Genomic DNA, 21,365 nt, shown 5'->3' with positions numbered 1-21,365 from the left:
GACTGGCGTGCCCGCCTCGTGCTCCTTCAGAATGCCGATAATCTGTTCGTCTGTGAAACGGCTGCGCTTCATTCCCTGGTCCTCTCAATGGGCCAGAGCTTACTTCAAAATGGATTATTTCAACGGGGCAAGGTCAGCGGGCCTTTTATGAGTATCCAATAAGGGCGAGGATTTTAATGAGATGCGTCAAAGCCATGCATCGGCATTATCGCAACGTGGTCTGGATCGGTTATGGGTGCGTAGACTGCTGGTTCGTCAGATTCGCCCTGCATTGACGCTACGACGGTCGGAGCGACTTCTGGCACGTTGCCGCGGAACAGAGAAGCGTTCAACCACTGAACCGAGTGTAGCGAGTAGTCTGTACCCATTTCTACGCCTGGCTTTCTAATGGCGTAAAGGGCGGAATAATTGTCGACGTAATCCCTCGGAGACATTGTCTCTACGTTTCTACCCGCGGAAATACGCGAGCCGTGGTCGCCATGAACGACGATGGTGGCATCCTGAAACCTTTTATCGCTGACAACCGCATTAAAGAACTTATCCAGTTGCTTGGCCAGACAGAGCGTTTGAGCGAAGTAGAATCCATATTCTTCCGCGCGCGCCTCATCTAGCTTTTGACCTACCAACCCGCGTACTTCCGTAAGATAGGATCTCGAAACCCAACGGTTCGTTGGTCTGCAATCTTTGTCGTAGACGGCAGGACTGTGCGGAAATAGAAAGTGCCCAAAAAAGGCGTTCCCACGACCTTTATCTAGAATTGTGTTCTGAAACTGTTCAAGCCAGTAAGGAAAGGCTAGTTGGTCGTAAGATCGCGGATGCCATTCCTGCAATTCCGTCTCGAATGTCCCCAGCATGTTGGAGGCCGCGACTCCAACTGCTGCCATTGCAAAGCTTCTCCTGTTTCCATCCACCAGCGCCTTAACATCCGCCAGTGCCGCAGTAGCGGGAGGAACGTCCCGGTATGGTCCGCCCTCGATTCGCTGCCGTTCAAGAAACCTAGTTCCGTCAAATGATGCGAAGGTATGGCAATCGACTTTGATTTCGGTTTGGCAGTAATCTAGATGAGCAGACTGGAAGACGGTGACTGCTAACCCTTGTTGATGCCACAGATCGAACAACGACAATTCCTTGAAAGTTGTTACCTTGCCCGGGTAGGCATAATGCGATCTATCGCCGGGGAAATTATACGAATAGTCCATGTTCAAGGCGGCTGGGACCGAAACTTGAGTAAGAACGTGCCGACTGAAGGCCTTTGAATGGAGCCGAAACCCATACTTCTGAAAAACCTGCAACAATGCGGCTTTGGCTTCTGCTCCATGTGGTAATCTTGTGTCGATCCCAGAAATGCCGATCATTTCATCAGTCACGATATAAATCACGGCCGGGGCAGATTCTTCGGCGCTCGCCTCAGTAATCAAGCCGCGATCAAGAATTGTAGAGCCCAGTAGGGCTACCGCAAATGCGGCCATCATGCGGGGCACAGCGGCCATGAGCTTGAAGAGGGTAAGAGTAAGAACAACCAGTCCAGCGAGCGCCAATGCGGCGGCGCCCCATGTTCCGATGTGCTCTCCTAGTTTCCAGAAGAGACCGTATGAAAGATCGCCAAAAAGGAAAAGCGTAATGGCGAGTGTGCCTGCTGTTATGACGTTGCCAACAGCTCCCCATTTATAACAAAGCGATGCAATCATACCCAAGGTAAGCCCAAAAATAGCAATGCAAGCGATGACGGCGTAACCTGCATCGCTTCTGGGATCAATATACACGCCCTGAAAAGCATCAATGACCGGAGTAACCAGAATTACCAGCGGTGATAGTAGTAACGCGATGCGTTTCATTTCTGCTTTCTCCTATCTTTCGAACGTGTACAATATTCGTTTGCTGCCAGGTATGAGGTGCTTACTTAGCACCCGAGCTTTCTGGCTCAACGCGCTCTCAAAAGACTCTTCGTCGTAATCACGGAAGATGTCCTCTCGACCCGCCAACATGCGTCGCACAGTTTCGTCGTCCTTGGGGACGAATTCGATAATTCCCTTTGGCGCAACTTGGGTCACCCACGCGACAACCTCGGCAAGGGGAACGTTGTGAGCAATTGCCAAATGATGTTCGAAGGCTAGCGCCAGAACAGCATCTGCCGAAAACCGTGAACTGAATCCTTGACGCTCCCGCTCGCCCCACCCTTGGCTCGGCGATGGATTACGCGCATCAAGATAAAGTGGAAGAAAGTTCCTTGATGTATGGACTGATCGGTCGAACGCAGCATCGAGCGCGTGCGGATCGAAATCAAATCCGATCGCCTTTTCTGCACCATTCTCCAAAGCTACGTAGCTAAAGTCACCCGTATTACAGCCAAGATCGATTATTGTTCGCGGCTTATGTTGAGCGACAAACTCTGCGACGTACTGCCCCTTATCACTTCTCTGGGTAGCTGTGTACGTGTTGTTCGCCGCGTATCCTTGCCAAACCGTTTGCTTTCCAACATCAACTTTCAGTCCACCAATCCAGCTGTAAAGTTGGGCGAGCATGGCACGGAAGGCACCCTTAGGAAGCCGTCTCGCGCTCGAGCTTCCAAGATCCGCCTTGGTCTGCGATGTCTTAGAGGACTGCAGCTTTGCAGGCAAAATAATATGTGTAAACAACCTATGGGACAGCCAATGTCGGGCACTCAGCAGCTTTACGAAGTCCGCACTCGGCACCCCTTCGAGATTGCCGCGATACCAGCTGTGGTGCGTGATGTCGAAAATGGAACGCAATAACAGAGGAATCAGAAACTGCTCACAAAATTGCTTATGGCCATACCAAAGCTGCCCATCGCGGTACGGCTTTATCGACAGATGGTCGATGAAAGTTGGCCGTGACCCTTCAAACTGAACGTTATAAGCGGTCGCATCCGATAAGCAAAAACCCTGATCAAGTAGATCAAGCTGCAATTGAAGATGAAAAAGAGCTGCCGCCTTCAATCCGGCAAACGACCACTCGTATGGGTAGGTGATTTGCTCCAGGCGGGGATGCTGCAGAACTCGAGCAATACTTCCTTGAAAAAGCTGGTGAACGCTCGGTTCCGCGTCTGAAAAGTCAACCAGTCGCCGTTCATCGACGAGCTGACGCATCGCCTTCTCTGCACTTGCAAACTCGATGGCTGCGGCAGTATCCATCGTTCGCAAGATGCAATCTTGGAAATTGAAGACTTGACCAGAGGGATCTCTAAAGGAGCCGGGGACCCGCCCCGGCTTCGGTGCGTCCGCCGCCAACTTACTTACCGCCATTCTTGCCGTTGTTCCCCCGGCCTAAAAAAGATCTGACGGCCCATCTGATCCTATTCCAATAACCGGAGACAGTTGCTCCGCCGATCGCCAACGCCCCGATCAAGCCTTGAACGAGCATGCTGCCCGTGCCCGGGTCGAGATAAGCATGAGCTGGTACAATAGAAAGGATGAGAAATCCCACAGTACCTATAATTCTCGGCATCGATGTCCCCTTCGTGTGTTGGTTGCTATTCAAGTTCAACGATCGTCAATTACCTGTGCCTGTGCCTATCATTCGCTGTTCTTGGGTCTGTTGAGCCTCGAATGCAGGCGTGGAAGCGGCGCCTCAGCAGGGTACTTTTGGCTAAAAGCGGAGAGGAAGGCAGCGCGTCACAGAGAAGCTCGAGCGCCCGCAATACGCGTCATCAAGGCACCGAGGGTCAGCCTCTGACCCGAGCTGGACTTCCCATGACCTTTGCGCCCGCAGGAACATCGCGCGTTACTACGCTGCCCGCGCCAACGACTGCATGATCGCCAATCGTCACGCCTGGGAGAATGATTGCGCCACCGCCGATCCAGACGTGCCTGCCAATGCAGACAGGTCGTCCGAGCTGCAGCCCCGCCTGCCGCTGCTCGGGGTCATCTGGATGATCGGCGGTATAGATCTGCACAGCGGGCCCAATTGCGGTTCCTTCCCCAATCGTCACCTTTGCCACGTCGAGGATTACGCAGTTGAAATTGAGGTAAGCGTGGGCTCCGATACGGATGTTGTAGCCGTAGTCGCAGTGAAAGGGCGGACGGATGACCGCTCCAGGCCCAACCTCGCCTAGCCGTTCGCGGAGGTACAAATACCAACGTTCGGCGGAATCGCCCAAACCACTATTGTACCGCTTCAGCCAAGCCCCAGCAGCCAGCAAGTCGGCTTGGATTTCCGGGTCCGCTGCATTGTACATCTCGCCCGCGAGCATCTTCTCTTTTTGAGTGCGTGTCATCGTTTCTTCTCAGACCGTCCTTGATAGCGTTAGTAGGTTGTTTCCCCGAAGGTACTGTAGGCCTAATTCCGGCTCGTTTAACGGCGAACGCCAACCGCACCCACTCAAATTCTTCCGCCGTATCTCCTATCGACCATACGCGATGATTGGTAAAATCGATTGTTTGGATCAACTGCATCCGCGCGGTGGATGACAACAATATTGGGCGCACGCGATGGATCAGTCTTGTGCGGAGTTCATGGGAGGGACAAAGACGAGAGCGACCCGGCCTGTGGCCCCGGATGGGCTGCTCTCGGCTCCGCCGGACGCCTTATCGGGCACTTCTACGTCCACAACGGAGACGATTCAGGCTTCGGCTGCGAACGCGAATGACTTCTTCACCGGCCTGCTGTCCTTATAGATCCAGCAAAGAAAACCAATCGTGGACGCTCAGTCCCAATTGTTCGAGGTGGGACGCCAGCGTATTTGCTGGGTCACCGCCTGCTGCGCTGCAACTCGGAAAGGGCAAGTTTTCATCGCCCAATGGAAAAAGCGAGCCGTGGCGCTCCAACACGGCGGCGGCGCAGATCTCTCCGCCCGCTGCAGAGGAAACGGCTTTTGCTGGGACTCTCGGAGTGAAGTAGCCGCCGCGGGCATAGCCCAGACCATTCAAGCCGGTGCTTTCGAAAGCCGTCACGCGACCGACCATCATGACGTGGTCGCCCGCCTCGATGACATCATGCATCGAACATTCAAACCACGCCGCCACCTGCGCGAATATCGGACAGCCGTTCGGACCCCTCGCCCAGTCGACAGCAGCGAAGCGATCTTCCGCGGGGCGGGCAAAATTAATAGACACATTCTTCTGCGCTTCTGAGAGTATGTTGATCGCGAAGTGCTCGGCTTTGGTCATTGTTGGGTAGTCGCGCGAAGTCTTGGCAAGGCAAACGAGCAGCAGGGGCGGATCCAAGGATACAGACGCAAAGGAGTTGGCAGTAGAACCAACTGGCCTGTCCGCCGGATCGTTGGCTGTTATGACCGTCACTGCGGTCGGAAAGGCTCCAAAAGCCTCGCGCAAGGCTCTCGCGTTGAAAACATCCGCTTTCATGCTACTCCCTCCTTCGCGCCAGCCATTCTGCCATCGTCGCGTTGACGGCTTCTGCGGTTAGTTTCACCATGTCCTGGCCGCCGCGGGGTCGCCGCCATATGGCCCTTCCGCTCTCTGGCGACTTGAGGTGTCCTGCGGATTCGAGCCGCCATCGGAAGCCTTTCTTTGGATATTATGTCTTATGGTATGCCATAATATGTTGCTGTCAAGCGGCTCGTCGTGCGGGCTCACCATTACCCACCAAGTGCCTGGGCATGCTCGGCAAATTTTTATAGGGGCGGTACAGATCGGGGCCGAGCGGTAGCCGCGCGTGTCAATTTCGGAGCGCTTGCGCAAGGCTCCCGGACCTACGTGCCTGCCTCGTGCTTCTTTATTTCGAGGACATGTTCGTCAGTGAAATCGTTGAGCTTCTTTCTCTGGTGGTCTCTCAATGGGGCAATTTCCGTCGCAAAATTAGAGAATGAGGCTGAATTCGCTCCCCCTGCCCCCAAAGAATCCTGTTGGCCTTCGGTGAAGCGGCTGCGACCCAGACCTACTCCGCGCGCCTTATCCTGCACCTGAGGCAGGGGATGACGTCCTCCTTTTCGCCGCGCGGGATCGCACTCCTGTCGTGAAACAAGGATGTTTATATCGTCCGAAAGGGTGATCAGGCCAGGTTGGAACCCAGGAGGGTTCCGGAAAGTGCGATGCCTTTGCTCAAGATATCAGGCTGTTAGATCACGAACCTGTTCGGCAGCCGCTTTTGACGCCGTGCTTGTATCCGGCATTTGCCTCAACCGCGGCTATTGAACGTGTTACTCTCATCAGCCATGGTCTCCTTCAGCTCCGAATAAGCTCAGTGAAATTCAGAGTGAACGCAAGCGTCAAAAACCGACTTCCCAAATGGTTGATTTCTGGTTCGGCAGCATTAGCTCATTATAGCAGCGATGGAAACTAGCTCGAAATCTCGCTGCTCACGCGTTGATGTCCGAGCAACCCGCCATGTCGGGGGCGCCCTTCGTCAGGCGGCCTCCTCCTTACGGAGTGCCGGCGTGTAGGCGGCTTGCGGCGGGCTTCTGGCCCTGCAGATCACGCGGACCGACGATCACGCCTATCGGCGGATGCATTTTGATCCTCAAAAGTACTGCAGGAATTCGAATAGTGTCGACGACACGCCAGTTGATGCCGTTTGGGAACGCCTAGCAGGCGTTCGCGGACGAAGCCTGATCGTCTCCGTTGTGGACGTAGAAGTGCCCGACAAGGCGTCCGGCAGAGCCGAGAGCAGCCCATCCGCGACCACAGGCCGGGTCGCTCTCGTCTTGGAATGATCCCAGGCGGGATCGTCAACGCCGATGTCGACGAACCAGCGGAATAGAAGCTCGTATTCCAATCGCTCCATCAAAAGCCGCTCGGAACGGATCGAATAGAACGCTTGCAAAAGCATGACACGAAGAAGCTTTTCAGGCGCAATCGACGGCCGTCCGATCGGTGAATAAAGCGCAGCGAACTCCCCTTCCAGTGAAACGAGGGCATCGTTCACGATCTGCCGAATTGCCCGTAGCGGATGATCGTTACGAACGCGATCCTCCAGATCGACATAGCTGAAGAGTTCGCCTGTCCTCACATCGCCGCCGCGCATCCATCAGCTCCAAATCGCCATAAAGCGAGTGAATCACGACCAGAGCCTATGCGCCAGGGCCTTTTTCAACAGCCTGGGAGAAGCTGGAAAGTGGCAAGGTCGTGCGTGTGGACAGCACCGTCACCGCCGCACTGATCCATGAGCCGAGCGACAGCAGCCTGTTATGGGACGCCGTGCGGGTGATGGTGCGGCTGTTGCAGCAGGCCGATGCACTGAGTAGCGCCATCCCATGGCACGACCACCGCCGCGCGGCAAAGAAGCGGGCTCGGGCGATCGAATATTCCCGCGGCCGCCCGAAACGGATCAAGCACTACCGCACACTGCTCAAGATCACGCGGACAACCTTGAGTTATCTGCAGCAGGAGAGTGAACAGTTGCCCCTGGCGGCGGGCCCGGCGGTTGAACTCTGGCAGGCGCAAGTCTGCCACTATAAGCCGCTGATCGAGCGGATCATCGCGCAGACCGAACGGCGGGTCCTGGCCGGCGAGCCGGTGCCGGCTGGCGAGAAGCTGGTGAGCCTGTTCGAGCCGCATGCCGACATCATCGTCAAGGGCAGCCGCGACGTCGACTACGGTCATAAACTCGATCTGACCACCGGCAGAAGCTGACTGATCCTCGACCTCGTCGTCGAAGCCGGCAACCCGGCCGACAGCGAGCGCTTGCTGCCGATGCTGGAACGCCACATCGCCTTTTACGGCCAGGCGCCGCGTCAGGCGGCGGCCGACGGCGGCTATGCCAGCCGCGAAAATCTGAGCGGAGCCAAAGCCTGCGGCATCCGCGACATGGCCTTCCACAAGAAGTGCGGCCTCAAGATCGAAGACATGGTCACAAGCCGCTGGGTCTATCGCAAGCTCAGAAACTTCCGCGCTGGCATCGAGGCCGGCATCTCTTGCCTGAAACGCGCTTATGGATTGGGGCGCTGCACCTGGCGCGGCCTCGACCACTTCAAGGCTTATGTCTGGTCCTCGGTGGTCGCTTACAATCTCGCCCTCTTCGCCCGCCTCAGGCCGACCTGACACCCCTCATCCGGCAGCGTTCAGAGCACACCCGGCGAGCGGTGGCCGATACCTCATGACCCCATTGCCACCAGATCGCGCTTCGCGCCATAACCTGCAGGGTTCTGTGCCATCACCCGTCCCAACAAACATCCTTCAGTGGACAAGCAACCTTGAAAACCCCAGAAAAACAGGCGTTTATGGACGGGCACTAGCTAAGCTAGGACGTTTCCTCCTGAAATTCGCTGCGCGAGGCTTCCTGCAAGAGTATCTCCCGCATCCAGACATTCCCGGGATCCTTGTGATGGAGGGCTGGCCACTGGACAGCCTCAGTGAACCACAGGGGTCGCAGCGGGTGCTTGACGATCCGCAGGGGTATCGTTTGTTCGAAATACCTGACAAGACGGAATGGGATAATGGCTATACGGTTGGTGCCCGGCAGCAACTGCGGAATCAAAGTAAAACCGGGCACGACAAGTTCGACACGTCTCTTGAACCCGTGCTCAAGCAATAGCCATTGTTCGAAAGAGGGCTTCAACGCACGTCCGAACTGGGCGGCAACATGCCCCATCGACATATATGTCTCGAAAGAGAGATCCCCCAGCAACTGCTCATTCCTCGGGCAGCCGACGCACACGAGTGCCTCGGCAAACAGCTTCGTCTTGGGGTGCGCACTCGACATGAATAAGTCCGGAAGAATTAAAAAATCGACGTCACCGCGCCGGAGAAGCTCATAAGGATCGTCATCGAGAGGCAGCAACTCGAAGCTGACGCCGGGAGCCTCCCGGGCCAAGCGCTCCACAACCCTCTCAAAGAATACAAGTGTCATAAAGTCAGAAAGAATGATCCTGAAACGGCGATCCGACTGGGCTGGGTTGATCGGATCCCAGGCAATGACGGAGAGCTGAATGTGGAGCAAGGCGTCGCGCACCGCTGGGGCGAGCGCCTCGGCACGCGGTGTTGGGACAAGTTCGCGACCCTGCATCGAAAACAGCTCGTCGCCGAAATAGGTGCGCAGTCGCGCGATAGCCGCGCTCATGGCCGGCTGACTGAGCTTGACCCTGCGTGCGGCGGCCGTGAGCTTGCGCTCGGTCATCAGTGCGTCGAGCGCGACGAGGAGGTTTAGATCTAGGCCTCTAAAACGCATGTGCGGTGTCCATACGCCGATGATTGTTTCCAAACAATCAATTTTACCAATTTTGCTGAGTCCTATTAGAGAGCCCTGAAGTTAACGAAATCAAGGTTCGGCAAGGGAATTTTTTCTCAGGACCTCTCTTTAAACGTTGTATGTTGAAGCGCTCTCTGGTCGTGTCCCCGAAGAAAATGTCGTCTCGCGGCGCCAGCTTCGTCGCTCAAAGTTATTGGCCTTCCTCAAAAGCTTCCGCCGATCGCCATCGGCATCGAAGCTTGTGGCGCCTCACACCACCGGGCACGAGTGTTGCAATCACTTGGCCACGAAGTCGGACTTCTTCCGCCCACACGTCACGCCCTTACGTCAAACGGAATAAGAATGACGCCGCCGATGAGCCGACCAACGACGTGAAGCCGGCCGCCATTCAAATCAAAAACCGGCTACCATTCCGATTTGAAGCCGGCCACCGTTCCAATCAAAGTCCGGCTGGTTTTAGGCACTGAACATTCCCCCTGGGTCACCAACTTTGGCATCAAATACCTCACGACAAACGTGGAGATTTTGACGACGGCAAAAAGGAGACTTACCATGAGACAGTTACGACAAATGCTGCGGCATGCCGGAAGCGGGACCAGCTCCCGCGAGATTGCGGTCGTATTGGGAATTGCACGAAGTACGGCGCAGGATAACCTGCAGCGCGTAGCAGCAATCGCCCTTGCTGGGCGAACTCACTGACGATGCTCTGGAGAACAAACTCTTCGCTCGCAACGGCATCAAACAGGGCACGAGACGACGCGTCGAACCCCATTACGCGGAAACCAACGTCGGGCGCCAACGTGCTCGGCCGCCGTGGCGCTGTCGGCGTTCGGGTTGGAGACGTTGCGAGACTTGCCCGACATCGAACGGGGCTGCCCAGGCGGCAGGCACTCGTGCCGGAAACGATGCGAGATGGAGAAGAGCGTGCTGGTGGAGGACTGAGGACCGCCAGATCGGCTTGCGGCGTTTCCCTGCGCCTTGGAACCCGTCGGGCCTATCCTGGATTGAGGTGTTTAGCTCAGACGAGCTGTTCCCTGGGCGCCGAATCCGGCGATCAGGTCAGCGTTGTCACGGTATCTTGGCTCAGCGGCTCTCAGGGAGTAGTAATGGTATGAGCAAGTTCGACCGTCATCGTTGCTGTCACCGTCTTTTTGACGAGTATGCCTTGAAATGGCGGCGAACCCGAACACGTTCCGCGGCGGCAACGGTCTGCAGCCTTATTTATGGCAGGCTCTCGTCGGTGGGGCGACAGGCGGTCTGACCGGCAATGCGTTGTATGAATTCATCCTGAACCGTCGTGTCGTTTGGCATTTAATCGCGAGATTCCCATCCCAACGATTTCAATTAGTTAAGCGGGCACCAAATTCGAGAACGGGCATTTAAATTGAAATAGCGCGTCAATGCTTCCACTCAAACTCAGATTCAACTGCGGCGCGTATGATGGTCAAGCACGTTCAGAGTCGGTCCTAAGATTTCAAAGAAAACAGAACCTATCTTTTTCGAGGGTGCGTCAAGTGCGAAAACTGGCTTCACGATTCTCACATTCAAGTGCCAAACTTCACCAAGCGGGGGCATTCTCACGTTTAAGTGCCAAGCGACATCAGCTCTCGAGCAGTCGCCTCATCATGTGTCGGATGGTCTTGTGCGCCGAAGAAGATGGCAGCAACGATAATCGTCCGACGATCCACTACCGGCAAAAACCAAACTGCGGCCTTGTCTCGACGTAAATAACGGATGTCCGGATAAATATCGGAGCGCAATGTTCCGATGTGCGGCGTCTCCGTCAGCCGCTGGATAGACAAGCGGAGCTCGCGGATTCGGCCGGCCGCACGCTCCAAGGCCTCGTCCGGGTGATCGCCGAGATCGCTATAAGCGGCGAAGAGATGATCAAATATAAGTTCAAAATCGCGCTCCGCCTCGGCGGAGTATTCAAGACTCCACACGAAGAGCTCGCCGTTTCCGCGCGATCATATTGTCGACCGCACCTGCCATTGCATCATCCGACAGAGTCGGTCCATTGCGCATCTGTCTCTGCGGCCTCAGCCTCCGTCTTTTGCCGGAGAAGCTCCAGGCCTTGCTGGAGAACCGAACTCAGGCTTGAATACCGCCCATTGTCCACAAGCGACCTCGCAAAGGTATCTTGCTGCTCAGTCAGCGAGATAGATGATTTACGCTCATGTTAGCTCCTTTCGTACTAAAGATTGCTACCCAGTCGCATATGTCAAGGGATTTCTCGATTGCCTGGCCCGAGGCTTTGTCGCTGGAGGCAACCGATAGTCCCTTCCTCGGCGAGCACCTGAGATACACCTGCGAAATTTGGGCGCATTGCATAATACATTTTGATTGAAATGGCCCCCGTCCATCTGACGAAAGAATGCAATGGAAATCCACCGGCCGATCAGTGTCGGGGAAATGCAGCTCAACTTAATGTTCCATTTTTGAGTGAGTATGCAACGATCTTGCATGCGCAAAGGTATCAAAAGCGTTCCGATGCTGCGTCAACTTGCGAACAGTCGGATGACGGACACCCGTACCCCTCACATCAACGGAAAGACGCGCAGCGCCTGGTGGAGTAGCCCACGGTCGTCATTCCCGCGGCATCCGCCGTCCGGTCCTCGCCACGCGCGATCGAGCCAGTTCGCCATTTGATGCCTCCGTTAGGCCCGATGCGGCCGTCCGTGCTGCTGCGGTGATTTCGCGCCGCAGCCAGCCATGCTCTCGGTCGCGGTGGCAACGCTCGTGCCAAATAAGCGCCACTTCGTAGGGAGATAGTTCCAAAGGCGGCTCGACAACTGCGAGTGGCAGCATGGAGGCGATTCGGATGGCAACGCGGCTAGGTACAACTAGCACCAAGTCGGTCGCCGCGATAATAACTGCCCCCGTCAGTACGTTGGAAACCACGATTGGATCACAATCAGCCACGCTCAGTTCGGTCAATCCATCATAGACCTGGTGGAAGCGGTCGTTGGGCTCCGAGGCAATGGCTACGTGGCGCAAGGCCGCGAAACTTTCTAACGTCCACTCCTGTTCCAGGACCGGGTGGTCGCGGCGAATGAGGCAGCTAAAGCGGTCGGCATAGAGCCTGCGCCGCAAGTAACCAGGCGGAGCAGCGCCAATCTGCCCGACCGCCAGATCGATCTCGCCTTGCTCCAGGCGCCGCAGGGCGTTGGCCAAGACCGCGTCGTTGACCATGTCGAGATGAGGGGCACCCTCACGCAGCCGCGGCAGGAGGCGCGGCAACAGAACTAACGCTTGGTGGTCGGGAATGGCCATCGTTACCTTCCATCGCCATTCCCTTGGAGCGACGCTGCAGTTCACCGTTTGGCGAATCGCATCCAACACCGAAGGCAACTTTTCAGCCAAGCGCTCAGCCATCAGCGTTGGAACCAAACCGCTCGAGCCGCGAACCAGTAGATCGTCATTGAACATGCCCCGCAGCCTTGACAACGCTCGGCTCATCGCCGGTTGACTCCGGCCAACATGCTGGGCCGCGTGGGTTATGTTGCGGTATTGTAGCAAGGCCCCGAGATCCACCAGTAGGTTTAGGTCGATGGACGCCAAGTTCGGCATCTGCGGTCGCTGTGCGTCGTCGCTGCCATCGACGGTCGGGCGCGTCGTACGCGGCCGCTTCCAAACGGGCTGATCCATGGGTCTCTCCTCGGGAGCTGGTGCCCTCGCGCCACATCTTTAAAGTCGAGGCCGTTGTAACTTTAACGAGCGCCGGAGGCTTTCTTGGCAACGCCATTAAGTTGGAGCGTAGGCGAATTTTAGTGGAGTCCTGGGGCACTGCCTCTGCTCAGCGGTGCATGGCCGAGAACCCCTTGAGTGAGGCATACGATAGTCTGGTCTGCAGTGATCGCGCTCGCAGGGAATGGCCTGGCGATTGGGGTTGACGCCATATTTGCGGAACGGCTCCGAAGCCCCAAATAATCCTCCCTATGAGGTCGGAGCCTGCTAATCGATCAACGCGGCCAGAGTCGCTTGTGATAGCGCCAAGCGCGCGCAGGCGCAGCTGCCAAGGGCTGGGGCTGGCTGCAATCGCGGGCGCATGGGGTACGCTGACTAAGTCGGACGCCTCAGCCACAAAAGCCGTAGCGACAGTCCCTGCGACGATAATGGCGTAGGCGGTTTTGATGATCGTCATGTTTGTCTCCGTTTGGTATCGTCCACGAGGTGGCACGAGCGGCGTCGATAGCGAAAGTACAACTTGTATTTGGGATAGCGGTTGAGAACTGTAAGCAGCCGGAGGCTAATATTAATCGGCCGCTAATTCGTCGCAGGCATGCTTACTGGTCTCATTCATCGTTCCTAGGTCCACATTCATGACTCCTGGCTTCAGTGGGATTTTCAACGAAAGCAGCGAAAGCTTCTCGCATTGCGCGGCTCCTGGGTGTTGACTGACAAAACTGCACTAACTTTTGACGGCGGTAGACGTTCAGAACGCCCCGGGGTGCGCTCACAAACGACCAAGCATGTACCGTGCCAAAAAAGAAAATCGTTTTACCGCAACGTATTGCGCAACCTCTTCTATGTCGCAGCCTCGACACATTGTCGGAGATCGTATAACGCGATTGGCTATCAATTGGCCTCGCCAGCCATGCCTCCCAGCTGGGTGCGGTTGTCGATTTGAGTGGTGCATCCTAGTGGCAGTGCATATTAGTCGTTGGGCGGGGCCAAGTCGCTGTGACTTTGGAACGGCCTACGAATGCCGGTCGAAGATTTTCCGCGGATTGGATTTGCCGTTGAGATTTGGCCGGCGGGGGACCAAACCACTGAGTTATCTCGACCTTGCGCACCCGGGCTCACACTTTCAGCTCTTGCTAGAGCGCGTCCGTTGAACGCGGAATCGGAATTGAGATGACAGATCACGAAGGAAGGCTCGGGGCGTGGTGTGCGTCCTGATGATGACTGTGTCGGCCGGGACGAATACGGAGACGAACATGTGCCGGATTGTCGGCATTGTTGGGCAACAGTCAGTGTCAGAGCGGTTGGTCGACGCATTAGAGCGTCTTCAATATCGCGGCTATGATTCCACCGGCGTTGCGACCATCGTCGAGGGGACTTGCATCGCCGCCCGCAGAGGGGAAGCTCGTCAATCTCTGGACGAGACTAATGGGAGAGCCACTGAGTGGCACCATCGGCATGTCCCACATGCCCGCAGACACTTCTTAGCAGAACAAGAAAACCCTCCCTAATCTGCTGCCCCCAACCGTCGGCAGCAACAAAACGACGATCCGCCAGCTGGTGTGGAGCCTGTCTGGGGCTGCGGCGACCTCAATCATATGGAAGGTTCTATGATCAAAGCGCCGTAGCAGAGATGGAGTTCACCCTTAAGCATTCCTGTATCGCTCAACTACGGATAAACGTTTGTTCACATGAGCTGCAAATTATTCAGACTACATAGTATATCTGGAAACTTTCCCATTACATACCGGAACATAGCGTCCGTCGACTGAATGCAGTCATCGTACTTTTTCTGATAGATCAGTTTTGTTGCCAGATACATGAAATTATACTTGTATTCTATAATACCGTCGTTTCCTAAATAATGGTTTCGATATATCCATATTCTGTCCCACGCTCCACGAACAAACTCCTGTTCTGAATCAGAAAATATTGCGGCAGCCAACGAATCCTGCCAGCGCTTATAATTCTCCACGCTGTCTACTACCGTTCGATCGCTTGTTTCAACGTTTAGTTCTATAGTGTCGCCCTTGTCTTTCAACCTACCGATTGCATACGTATAATGTGATCGCAACTGATCCAAATGAAACAACGCGGTCGAGCTACTAATTTTCTCTACAAAGAACCCTCGGTTGCGCTCCCACCGAAGGAGGCCGCGTTCACTGAGCCTGAGCATGGCCTCCCTTATGGGGGCAACGCTTACGACGTGTTCTTCGGATAACTGCTTGGGATGAAAAAGATGCAATGGTCGATATCTCCCTGAAATTATATCGTTCCTGAGCATTTCGAATGTTTCAACACTGGTCGTCATCGCAAGTCTCCACTTACATAATAGAGGCAGCGATATAGGCATAGTGCCGTGCGCGGAAGCCAACTCAAGATGTTATTTTCAGATTATAACGCCACTGGTTTTAAAATTAATCAAACCTATTGAGATTTTTCTTCTTTAGGTTGTAGCGCGCACAGCGAAAGGAAATGGCTATGGGAAGGCCTCGAAACAATGGAGATGAAACAGCCGGAGCAATCCGTGGTCCTTGACCTCGTCGATGCGACGGAAAACGCTAAAGGGGCTACGGTTAAATTACTTGCAGGAGCCGATCCCGTCCGACTATCCGTGGGGCGATTTGGCGATGAACGACGCGATGCCAGCCGCCTTGTCAAACGGGCAATCGATTGGGCTCGATCCGACGAACAATTGATATAAGTGCGGTGAAGTAGACCAAAAGCTGCACTGCAAGCAACACAGGCCGCGCCGTGGGTAGCTGAAATCAAGCAAACGAAGCTGATATGAAGCCGATCGTCGAAGACGAATCGAAAGCGCGGCATAACGCGTTGAAAGGAAGACCGACTCGGCGGCGGCGACTTAACCGACTGAAATGATGACATAACTTGTTACTGTGCTTTGTGCGGCTTGCTGCACCTGCTGACCATTTTCGCAAGGGCGGCTTTCGGCTAAGAAATATCGCCCCGCCATCAGAGCAAGGCTGCAACGTTAAAATTCTGAGGGCGCTGCAAGCCGGGGTGTCGTGAGTCCCTGCTGTCATCGAGAGGAGAAGCATAAGTTCGAACCCGTGCAGGCTTTTCAGATGATTCAAGCGCACGAAATTCGAACGTTCTTTTGATGGCGATGAACCGCGAAGCTTTGGTGACCTTCCCTCGAAGCCGGCGTCGGTGGTATCAAGTCAACCAAACTTTCCTGGCGTGCAGAGGAAGGCCAGGCAATTGCACGTCGAGCAATTTCCTGCGCCCGCGCATGAGCGCGCTTTGGCTCAATTCAACGACACATCGTGGAACGTGATTTCATCAAGGGTGCCGCTCTTGGGATTCTAGGCCGGTATTGCCTTTTATGCACTCGGCGATGCACTCGCTCAACAGAGCCATCGATGGCATCAGCCTCGCTGAGCCGGCTTCTGGCCAAGGGCCCGCGGAGCTCAACAAAAGCACCTCATGGGCCACCTCAGCTAATGGTGAATTCTCACGCGTTGTGATCGCAAGTGTGTAGGCTCCTCTGCCACTGGTGGTTCTCGAGAAAAGCTACGGTTTCCTCGCTTATACCCTCATACGAGATGCCGACGTCAACGTTTGAATTCCCAAGCCCATGCGCAAGGCCGCAAGCGACGCTCACAGATCCGGATGAATGCATCGGATACCCAGCCAGAGCAATGGCTACCAAAAGCGTGGTCGCAAGCCGGGTCCCAGGACGGATTTCACCAATGATCCGGTGGTCATCGCCCGGCGACAGCAAGCCCTTGCGCAGCTGAAAGCAGCGGAGGGATCGGAGTGTCAAAGCTAAAGTTTATTTTGCAGCTGGAGCCATCCAGCCGCCGACCGGTCTGCGCAACCCTGACGGCGGCTTGCGTCTGCGTACTTTGTAAACATGTCAACTTGCAAACTCAGTAACAGTGGATAGGATGAAATCGCATTTCTAAGTTGACTACTTTGTCTCTTCTTTTAAATAGCTTTGACAGTTATAATATCACATCCGCATAAGCTGTAATCATGCCAAGTACGACCGGCACATAAGACGTCGCCCTGTTCGGTGAATAGAGCGCCGCAAACTCCCGTTCCAGCAATGATGGCTCTATCTGCTTTGTAGCCTTGAAGGGCATCTTATCCGGCAATATTCTACCCACGGTTGTTTCGTGCGTCTTCCGCAAGAAAAGTGGCCGGATACAGACGGTAATCGCGGCATCTTGATGCTCGCTCAGCTCATGAGCGAGATGCTGACCCCTACGACCTTTGAGAGCTTCAGGGATCGAGGTTCTGTCGAAGGTGATCGCCGGGCGCATGACGCTGGTGTCGGCGGGTGCGGCATCGATCCGGCACAGAGCGATCGGCCCCCCGTCGAACAATCGGATTTGCGATGATGTCCGCGATTATGCTGTGGCGATCGCGGGCGCGCGCCGGTTCCGACTGCTTACGGAGGCACAGCCGGTCTTTCCAAAAAGAGGGCTGCCGTCGGAACCTGTTCGACGGCAGCCAAGTTGCCTCAGGGGAGGAGGCATCGGACCTGTAGTGCATGCCCTGATGAAACTGAGGTCTCCATTTCGTCGTTGAGACATTGTCTCATGGCAAACATTTTCGTCGCCGAGAGAAACCGCACGCTAATTCAAATTTACCGTTCACTCGCGCATTTGCGGCGAATGGTGAGTGCCCACTGCCAAGGCGTTCATTTGCGTATTGGCCGAAGACATTTCCCGACAAGCCGCTCCTAATAGTTACGGTGAATTCGGGTTGCCTGTTCCAGGTGCTCGAGGTCGCACTGGTACTCGAAGAGGCTTCAGCCGAGGCCAAAGCCGCGAAAAGGAATGCTGCTGCTGCAAGGGCGCGTGTCATTGATCTTCTCCTTTATCAGAGATGGGACAGTTCCTATGGACGTCAAACGGCTCCGTTGGCGTTTAATGTCACAGATCTATCAGCAAGAGCCATGCCAAGCGGAAAGGCAGACCTGATTCTTCTGAATTTATTCGCGTCTTCTCAACATCGACATCATCTGGGCTACTACCGGCCCGGCCGTTTCCTCAGCTTTTCCCCAAGGCTGAGATATTCTTCGTTGCTCCAGATCCGCACTACGTCTCGGCTTTGTCGGGTCTGTGACAGCGCCGTGTCTAAGTTGTGTCACTTATTTTGGCGCAAGCATCGGTCGGGGACGCGGAAAGTGCCGCGCCCGCGACCTCCGGCGCCTGGGTGATGACCTGGACGTCGCTCGTCGCATCCCATCCCTGCGCCTTCACAGCCCGGAGCGGCATGCCGTGCGAAGTGGATGGACTGGATGGGCGAATCTGTCGGCACCACGATGCCGTTATCGCTGCCGTTCACACTGCCGGACAGGACGGTGATGAACAGGCCCTTCCTTCCGGCCTTGAGGTGCGCAAGGCCGTTGAAGGAGCCAGGGAAATCCGCCATCACGCGGAAGTTGAGCTTGCCGGCGATCTGCTCGTTGGTGATCGGCGCGCCACTCGTGAAGTTCTTCCTATCCCGATGGTCGCCTCGAAGCATTGCTGCCCGCGCTGGCGTCTCAACCGCAGGCTCCTCGTGTGCGATCAGGAGGGAGTTGCGCTCGTTCTCCACCGCAGCGATCTGTTCAAGAGGATTTACTTTCCTGAGGGAGGGAAGAGGGCGCTGTCCATCTGTCTCGCATGGGAAAAACAATCCCCCTGCTCCGCCCCTTCGGGTGGGCGAGCCCCTCCGTTTTATTCCCTGGCCACTCTTCTCCCGCTGATCCGCGCGCGTTCGAAGAGCAGGTACGGGGCTCCCGCCCTATTTGGGCCATGAGCTACCTGTTTCACTGAAAGAGAACCCGCTTAGAACGATGTCAAATATCTGCTACTGCTGGACCCGGAAATGACGATTTTACCTGTCTCGCCGCCGCATAGACATCTTGCCCGGCTGACATTGACCTCGCCGCTGTTGACCGTGTGATGAGGTTTATGGTCGGGCATGCGACCGCTTTATGACAATGTAAATAGTCACGAGATGGAGAACCCCCCGAAGAATTACAACTTTCTGCCCCGCGCTACTATAGCGGCCAAGATGGCCATCATTTCGATCGGGAGATTTGGCATGCATCACGGTAGGTTCGGCCATCCCCCGGTGGGCGATCAATCCTCTTCCCGTTCGCTAGGATCCTACCCCCCTTGGTCTGCGCCAGCCTGGCGAGGTCCGGATAGCGGCGCCTTCGCGGGGTGGTTCCGGGCCTACTGGTATTTCTGAGCGGCTGAGTCCACTAGAGGATCCCGGTATCTGGCGCGCCCTCCTGTCCGGCGAAGAGGCGAACATCGGGTGTAGAGAGCAGGAGCTTGCGGGGGGTGCTGCTTGCCCTTGACCTGAGGAGCCGAGAGCGCATCTTCTCATAGTGACGTTGGACACTTGGTTTCACTCAATCGTATTGCTGGAGAGAATATGCTGCAAAAGTTCGAACGCTACCCTCTCACCTTCGGACCGACGCCGATCGAAAAACTCGAACGCCTCGGTAAGCATCTTGGGGGAAAAGTGGAAATCTATGCGAAACGCGAGGACTGCAATTCCGGACTCGCGTTCGGCGGAAACAAGCTCCGCAAGCTCGAATACATCATCCCCGACGCAATCGCCACCAAGGCCGATACCCTTGTCTCCATCGGGGGCGTGCAGTCCAACCACACGCGGATGGTCGCCGCGGTCGCCGCCAAGATCGGTATGAAATGCGTTCTGGTACAGGAGAGCTGGGTTCCGCATGAGGACGCGGTCTATGACAGGGTCGGCAATATTCTGTTGAGTCGAATCATGGGGGCAGACGTGCGCTTTGTCGACGAAGGCTTTGACATTGGTATCCGCCGCAGTTGGGAACAGGCGCTCGAAGAGGTCAAGTCAACAGGTGGCATACCCTATGCGATACCCGCCGGGGCTTCCGTCCACAAGTATGGCGGCCTTGGCTATGTGGGATTTGCGGAGGAGGTGCGGGCTCAGGAGGAACTGTTCGGGTTTGCCTTCGATTACATCATAGTGTGCACAGTCACGGGTTCGACGCATGCTGGCATGCTCGTCGGCTTTGCCAAGGACGGCCGCCAGCGCAGCGTGATTGGTATCGATGCCTCCGCCACTGCCGCCCAAACGAAGGCGCAGGTGCTAAGCATTGCCCGGCATACAGCAGAGCTTGTCAATCTCGGTTCGGAGATCGTCGAATACGACGTCGTCCTCCTCGAGGAGTACGCCTACCCATGTTATGGTGTCCCGTCCGACGAAACCAAGGAGGCTATCCGTCTGTGTGCGCGGCTAGAAGGGATGATTACTGATCCGGTCTACGAGGGCAAATCGATGCAAGGATTGATCGATCTCGTCAGGAAAGGCTTTTTTCCAGAAGGATCACGGATCCTGTATGCGCATCTCGGCGGCGGGCCGGCTATTAACGGCTACAGCTACACCTTCCGCAATGGCTGATCCTCGACAGACAGCTTTTGGGTGGCCTTTGCCGGCTGCGAGGCCGCCCAATTCTGAAATTCTTTCAGCGTGGATCATCGGCCGCTGTATCCGTAAGGCTTCAATCCTCAAGGCTTGACACGCTTTCTCCTTAACTCCGGGTCAGTCACGCATGCCACATCCGGATAAGCTTTCACGACTGCGACCGCGTCCCTAGCTTCGTACTCGTTTTGGCGCATTTGCGAGGGGTATTAAAGCCGAGTCTATGAGCGTCACGTAAGGGATTTGACAGCAGGACCACCCGTTTAGTGGTAAATTACACCCGGCGAAGCCCTGTTGGCTGATCTCCATCGTCCGCGACACCACCAAGTCCGAGCGCTCTTCGATCGCGAGGCCGACGGCAGCATACAAGGTATTGAGTCTCCACAGGACAAGCGGATCGGGATCGCCGATGATCAGGATTGCTTGCCGCTGGTCCTTCGGTACGGTGAAGTCCGCCAGCAGTTCAGCGTCGCACCTGCCTCTCCACAATCCGTACGAATCCTCCGCCCGGATCAGCCGCACGAGGCATTTGATGAAGAGGTTTGCAAGGGTGGTGTCCTCCTGACGGCTGAGGTGACCGGGGGATCAAATAAGTCATTCAGCCCTCATCGTCGCATGGGCGCGCTCCGATCGAATGCTAGAGTATCCGTTTTGATCAAGCGGCTTTTTGGTTCCATTTTCGGTTGTCGCGCAGGAGTGCGTTGGCGAGGACGATAAGTTTTCGCATGATTGCAGTTATGGCAACCTTTGGCGGTTTTCCAGTCCCGATAAGCGCGTTGTAGGTTGCCTTGAGATCTGGATTAAAGCGGGCTGCGACAAGTGCTGGCATATAGAGCGCTTGCCGAACGATGGCCCTTCCGCCAGCAATGAAAGCACGTCCGGTCCATCGTCCGGATTGTCGGCTCATCGGAGCTAGCCCGCATAAGGAGGCTGCGGCCTTTTCGTCGAGCTCTCCGAGCTCGGGCATTTCGATGATCAGCGTGAAAGCAGTGACAGTGGAAATGCCGGGAATGGAGACGAGGATATCGAAGCGCACCTTGAGGCTATCATCGACATCGATCAAATCGCATGATGGCCTCATCGATCTGTCGCATCTGGGTATCTATCTGCCTGAGGCGCACATCGTTTTGCCGTTTGAGCAG

The 21,365-nt window shown here is 55.7% G+C and carries 10 protein-coding genes and 9 pseudogenes; 5 read left to right on the top strand and 14 right to left on the bottom strand.

Annotated elements, in window-relative coordinates:
* Positions 1-173 precede the first annotated feature (173 nt).
* The 6 genes and pseudogenes from noeB to A3C3_RS40370 all read right to left on the bottom strand — a co-directional run.
* Positions 174-1,835, bottom strand: a complete 1,662-nt coding sequence (gene noeB, locus A3C3_RS0134870) for a nodulation protein NoeB (protein WP_022719133.1) — start codon at positions 1,833-1,835, stop codon at positions 174-176.
* Positions 1,836-1,847: 12 nt separating this feature from the next.
* A complete protein-coding gene (gene noeA / locus A3C3_RS0134865; RefSeq protein ID WP_022719132.1) occupies positions 1,848-3,263 on the bottom strand; it encodes a nodulation protein NoeA in 1,416 nt (471 codons plus the stop codon).
* On the bottom strand, positions 3,250-3,465 hold the full coding sequence (locus A3C3_RS48320) for a hypothetical protein (RefSeq protein WP_084797127.1): 216 nt from the start codon (positions 3,463-3,465) through the stop codon (positions 3,250-3,252). Before A3C3_RS48320 ends, noeA begins: the two co-directional genes overlap by 14 nt.
* Positions 3,466-3,682: 217 nt before the next feature.
* Complete coding sequence (gene nodL / locus A3C3_RS0134860; RefSeq protein WP_022719131.1) at positions 3,683-4,234, bottom strand: nodulation O-acetyltransferase NodL; 552 nt, start codon at positions 4,232-4,234, stop codon at positions 3,683-3,685.
* A gap of 394 nt (positions 4,235-4,628) precedes the next feature.
* Positions 4,629-5,321: a flavin reductase family protein gene (locus tag A3C3_RS0134850; protein WP_022719130.1), complete on the bottom strand. Its 693-nt coding sequence runs from the start codon at positions 5,319-5,321 to the stop codon at positions 4,629-4,631.
* Between the two features lie 1,300 nt (positions 5,322-6,621).
* Positions 6,622-6,939 (bottom strand): annotated as a pseudogene (locus A3C3_RS40370) (transposase); the annotation flags it as partial.
* Positions 6,940-7,004: 65 nt separating this feature from the next.
* On the opposite strand from A3C3_RS40370, the pseudogene A3C3_RS42160 reads away from it, so the two are divergent.
* A pseudogene (locus A3C3_RS42160) lies at positions 7,005-7,955 on the top strand (ISNCY family transposase); the annotation flags it as partial.
* A 199-nt stretch (positions 7,956-8,154) separates the two neighbouring features.
* Here the strand turns inward: A3C3_RS42160 and nodD2 are convergent.
* On the bottom strand, positions 8,155-9,081 hold the full coding sequence (nodD2, locus tag A3C3_RS0134825) for a transcriptional regulator NodD2 (protein WP_022719126.1): 927 nt from the start codon (positions 9,079-9,081) through the stop codon (positions 8,155-8,157).
* A gap of 136 nt (positions 9,082-9,217) precedes the next feature.
* Here nodD2 and A3C3_RS47630 point away from each other — a divergent pair.
* A pseudogene (locus A3C3_RS47630) lies at positions 9,218-9,458 on the top strand (IS110 family transposase); the annotation flags it as partial.
* Between the two features lie 1,244 nt (positions 9,459-10,702).
* On the opposite strand, the pseudogene A3C3_RS40360 reads toward A3C3_RS47630, so the two are convergent.
* The 3 genes and pseudogenes from A3C3_RS40360 to A3C3_RS40355 all read right to left on the bottom strand — a co-directional run bounded on the left by A3C3_RS40360 (position 10,703) and on the right by A3C3_RS40355 (position 12,750).
* A pseudogene (locus A3C3_RS40360) lies at positions 10,703-11,045 on the bottom strand (type II toxin-antitoxin system RelE/ParE family toxin).
* Positions 11,032-11,263, bottom strand: a pseudogene (locus A3C3_RS48315) (ribbon-helix-helix domain-containing protein). Before A3C3_RS48315 ends, A3C3_RS40360 begins: the two co-directional pseudogenes overlap by 14 nt.
* 425 nt (positions 11,264-11,688) lie before the next feature.
* Positions 11,689-12,750: a LysR family transcriptional regulator gene (locus A3C3_RS40355; RefSeq protein WP_022719124.1), complete on the bottom strand. Its 1,062-nt coding sequence runs from the start codon at positions 12,748-12,750 to the stop codon at positions 11,689-11,691.
* 1,292 nt (positions 12,751-14,042) lie between these two features.
* Between A3C3_RS40355 and A3C3_RS47620 the strand changes: the two are divergent.
* Positions 14,043-14,253, top strand: a pseudogene (locus A3C3_RS47620) (glutamine--fructose-6-phosphate transaminase (isomerizing)); the annotation flags it as partial.
* Between the two features lie 220 nt (positions 14,254-14,473).
* Here the strand turns inward: A3C3_RS47620 and A3C3_RS0134800 are convergent.
* On the bottom strand, positions 14,474-15,097 hold the full coding sequence (locus A3C3_RS0134800; protein ID WP_022719121.1) for a GntR family transcriptional regulator: 624 nt from the start codon (positions 15,095-15,097) through the stop codon (positions 14,474-14,476).
* A 1,928-nt stretch (positions 15,098-17,025) separates the two neighbouring features.
* On the opposite strand from A3C3_RS0134800, the pseudogene A3C3_RS48815 reads away from it, so the two are divergent.
* Positions 17,026-17,190 (top strand): annotated as a pseudogene (locus tag A3C3_RS48815) (ISNCY family transposase); the annotation flags it as partial.
* Between the two features lie 725 nt (positions 17,191-17,915).
* Here the strand turns inward: A3C3_RS48815 and A3C3_RS0134780 are convergent.
* Positions 17,916-18,258 (bottom strand): annotated as a pseudogene (locus A3C3_RS0134780) (type 2 periplasmic-binding domain-containing protein); the annotation flags it as partial.
* Positions 18,259-19,188: 930 nt separating this feature from the next.
* Here A3C3_RS0134780 and A3C3_RS0134775 point away from each other — a divergent pair.
* Positions 19,189-20,202 (top strand): 1-aminocyclopropane-1-carboxylate deaminase, encoded by a 1,014-nt coding sequence (locus A3C3_RS0134775; RefSeq protein ID WP_022719116.1) that lies wholly within the window; start codon positions 19,189-19,191, stop codon positions 20,200-20,202.
* Between the two features lie 192 nt (positions 20,203-20,394).
* On the opposite strand, the gene A3C3_RS42155 is transcribed toward A3C3_RS0134775, so the two are convergent.
* On the bottom strand, positions 20,395-20,745 hold the full coding sequence (locus A3C3_RS42155; protein WP_372431274.1) for a DUF269 domain-containing protein: 351 nt from the start codon (positions 20,743-20,745) through the stop codon (positions 20,395-20,397).
* Positions 20,746-20,878: 133 nt separating this feature from the next.
* Positions 20,879-21,365 (bottom strand): annotated as a pseudogene (locus A3C3_RS42150) (transposase); the annotation flags it as partial.

The sequence above is a fragment of the Rhizobium mongolense USDA 1844 genome (assembly GCF_000419765.1).
GTDB lineage: Bacteria > Pseudomonadota > Alphaproteobacteria > Rhizobiales > Rhizobiaceae > Rhizobium > Rhizobium mongolense.
This window is presented reverse-complemented; position numbering and strand designations above follow the sequence as displayed.

Excerpts from the sequence above, each read along its gene's own strand:
- nodL (WP_022719131.1), bottom strand. The coding sequence starts at position 4,234 with ATGACACGCACTCAAAAAGAGAAGATGCTCGCGGGCGAGATGTACAAT.
- noeA (WP_022719132.1), bottom strand. The coding sequence starts at position 3,263 with ATGGCGGTAAGTAAGTTGGCGGCGGACGCACCGAAGCCGGGGCGGGTC.
- A3C3_RS40355 (WP_022719124.1), bottom strand. The coding sequence starts at position 12,750 with ATGGATCAGCCCGTTTGGAAGCGGCCGCGTACGACGCGCCCGACCGTC.
- A3C3_RS0134800 (WP_022719121.1), bottom strand. The coding sequence starts at position 15,097 with ATGACGACCAGTGTTGAAACATTCGAAATGCTCAGGAACGATATAATT.
- A3C3_RS0134850 (WP_022719130.1), bottom strand. The coding sequence starts at position 5,321 with ATGAAAGCGGATGTTTTCAACGCGAGAGCCTTGCGCGAGGCTTTTGGA.
- noeB (WP_022719133.1), bottom strand. The coding sequence starts at position 1,835 with ATGAAACGCATCGCGTTACTACTATCACCGCTGGTAATTCTGGTTACT.
- A3C3_RS0134775 (WP_022719116.1), top strand. The coding sequence starts at position 19,189 with ATGCTGCAAAAGTTCGAACGCTACCCTCTCACCTTCGGACCGACGCCG.
- nodD2 (WP_022719126.1), bottom strand. The coding sequence starts at position 9,081 with ATGCGTTTTAGAGGCCTAGATCTAAACCTCCTCGTCGCGCTCGACGCA.
- A3C3_RS48320 (WP_084797127.1), bottom strand. The coding sequence starts at position 3,465 with ATGCCGAGAATTATAGGTACTGTGGGATTTCTCATCCTTTCTATTGTA.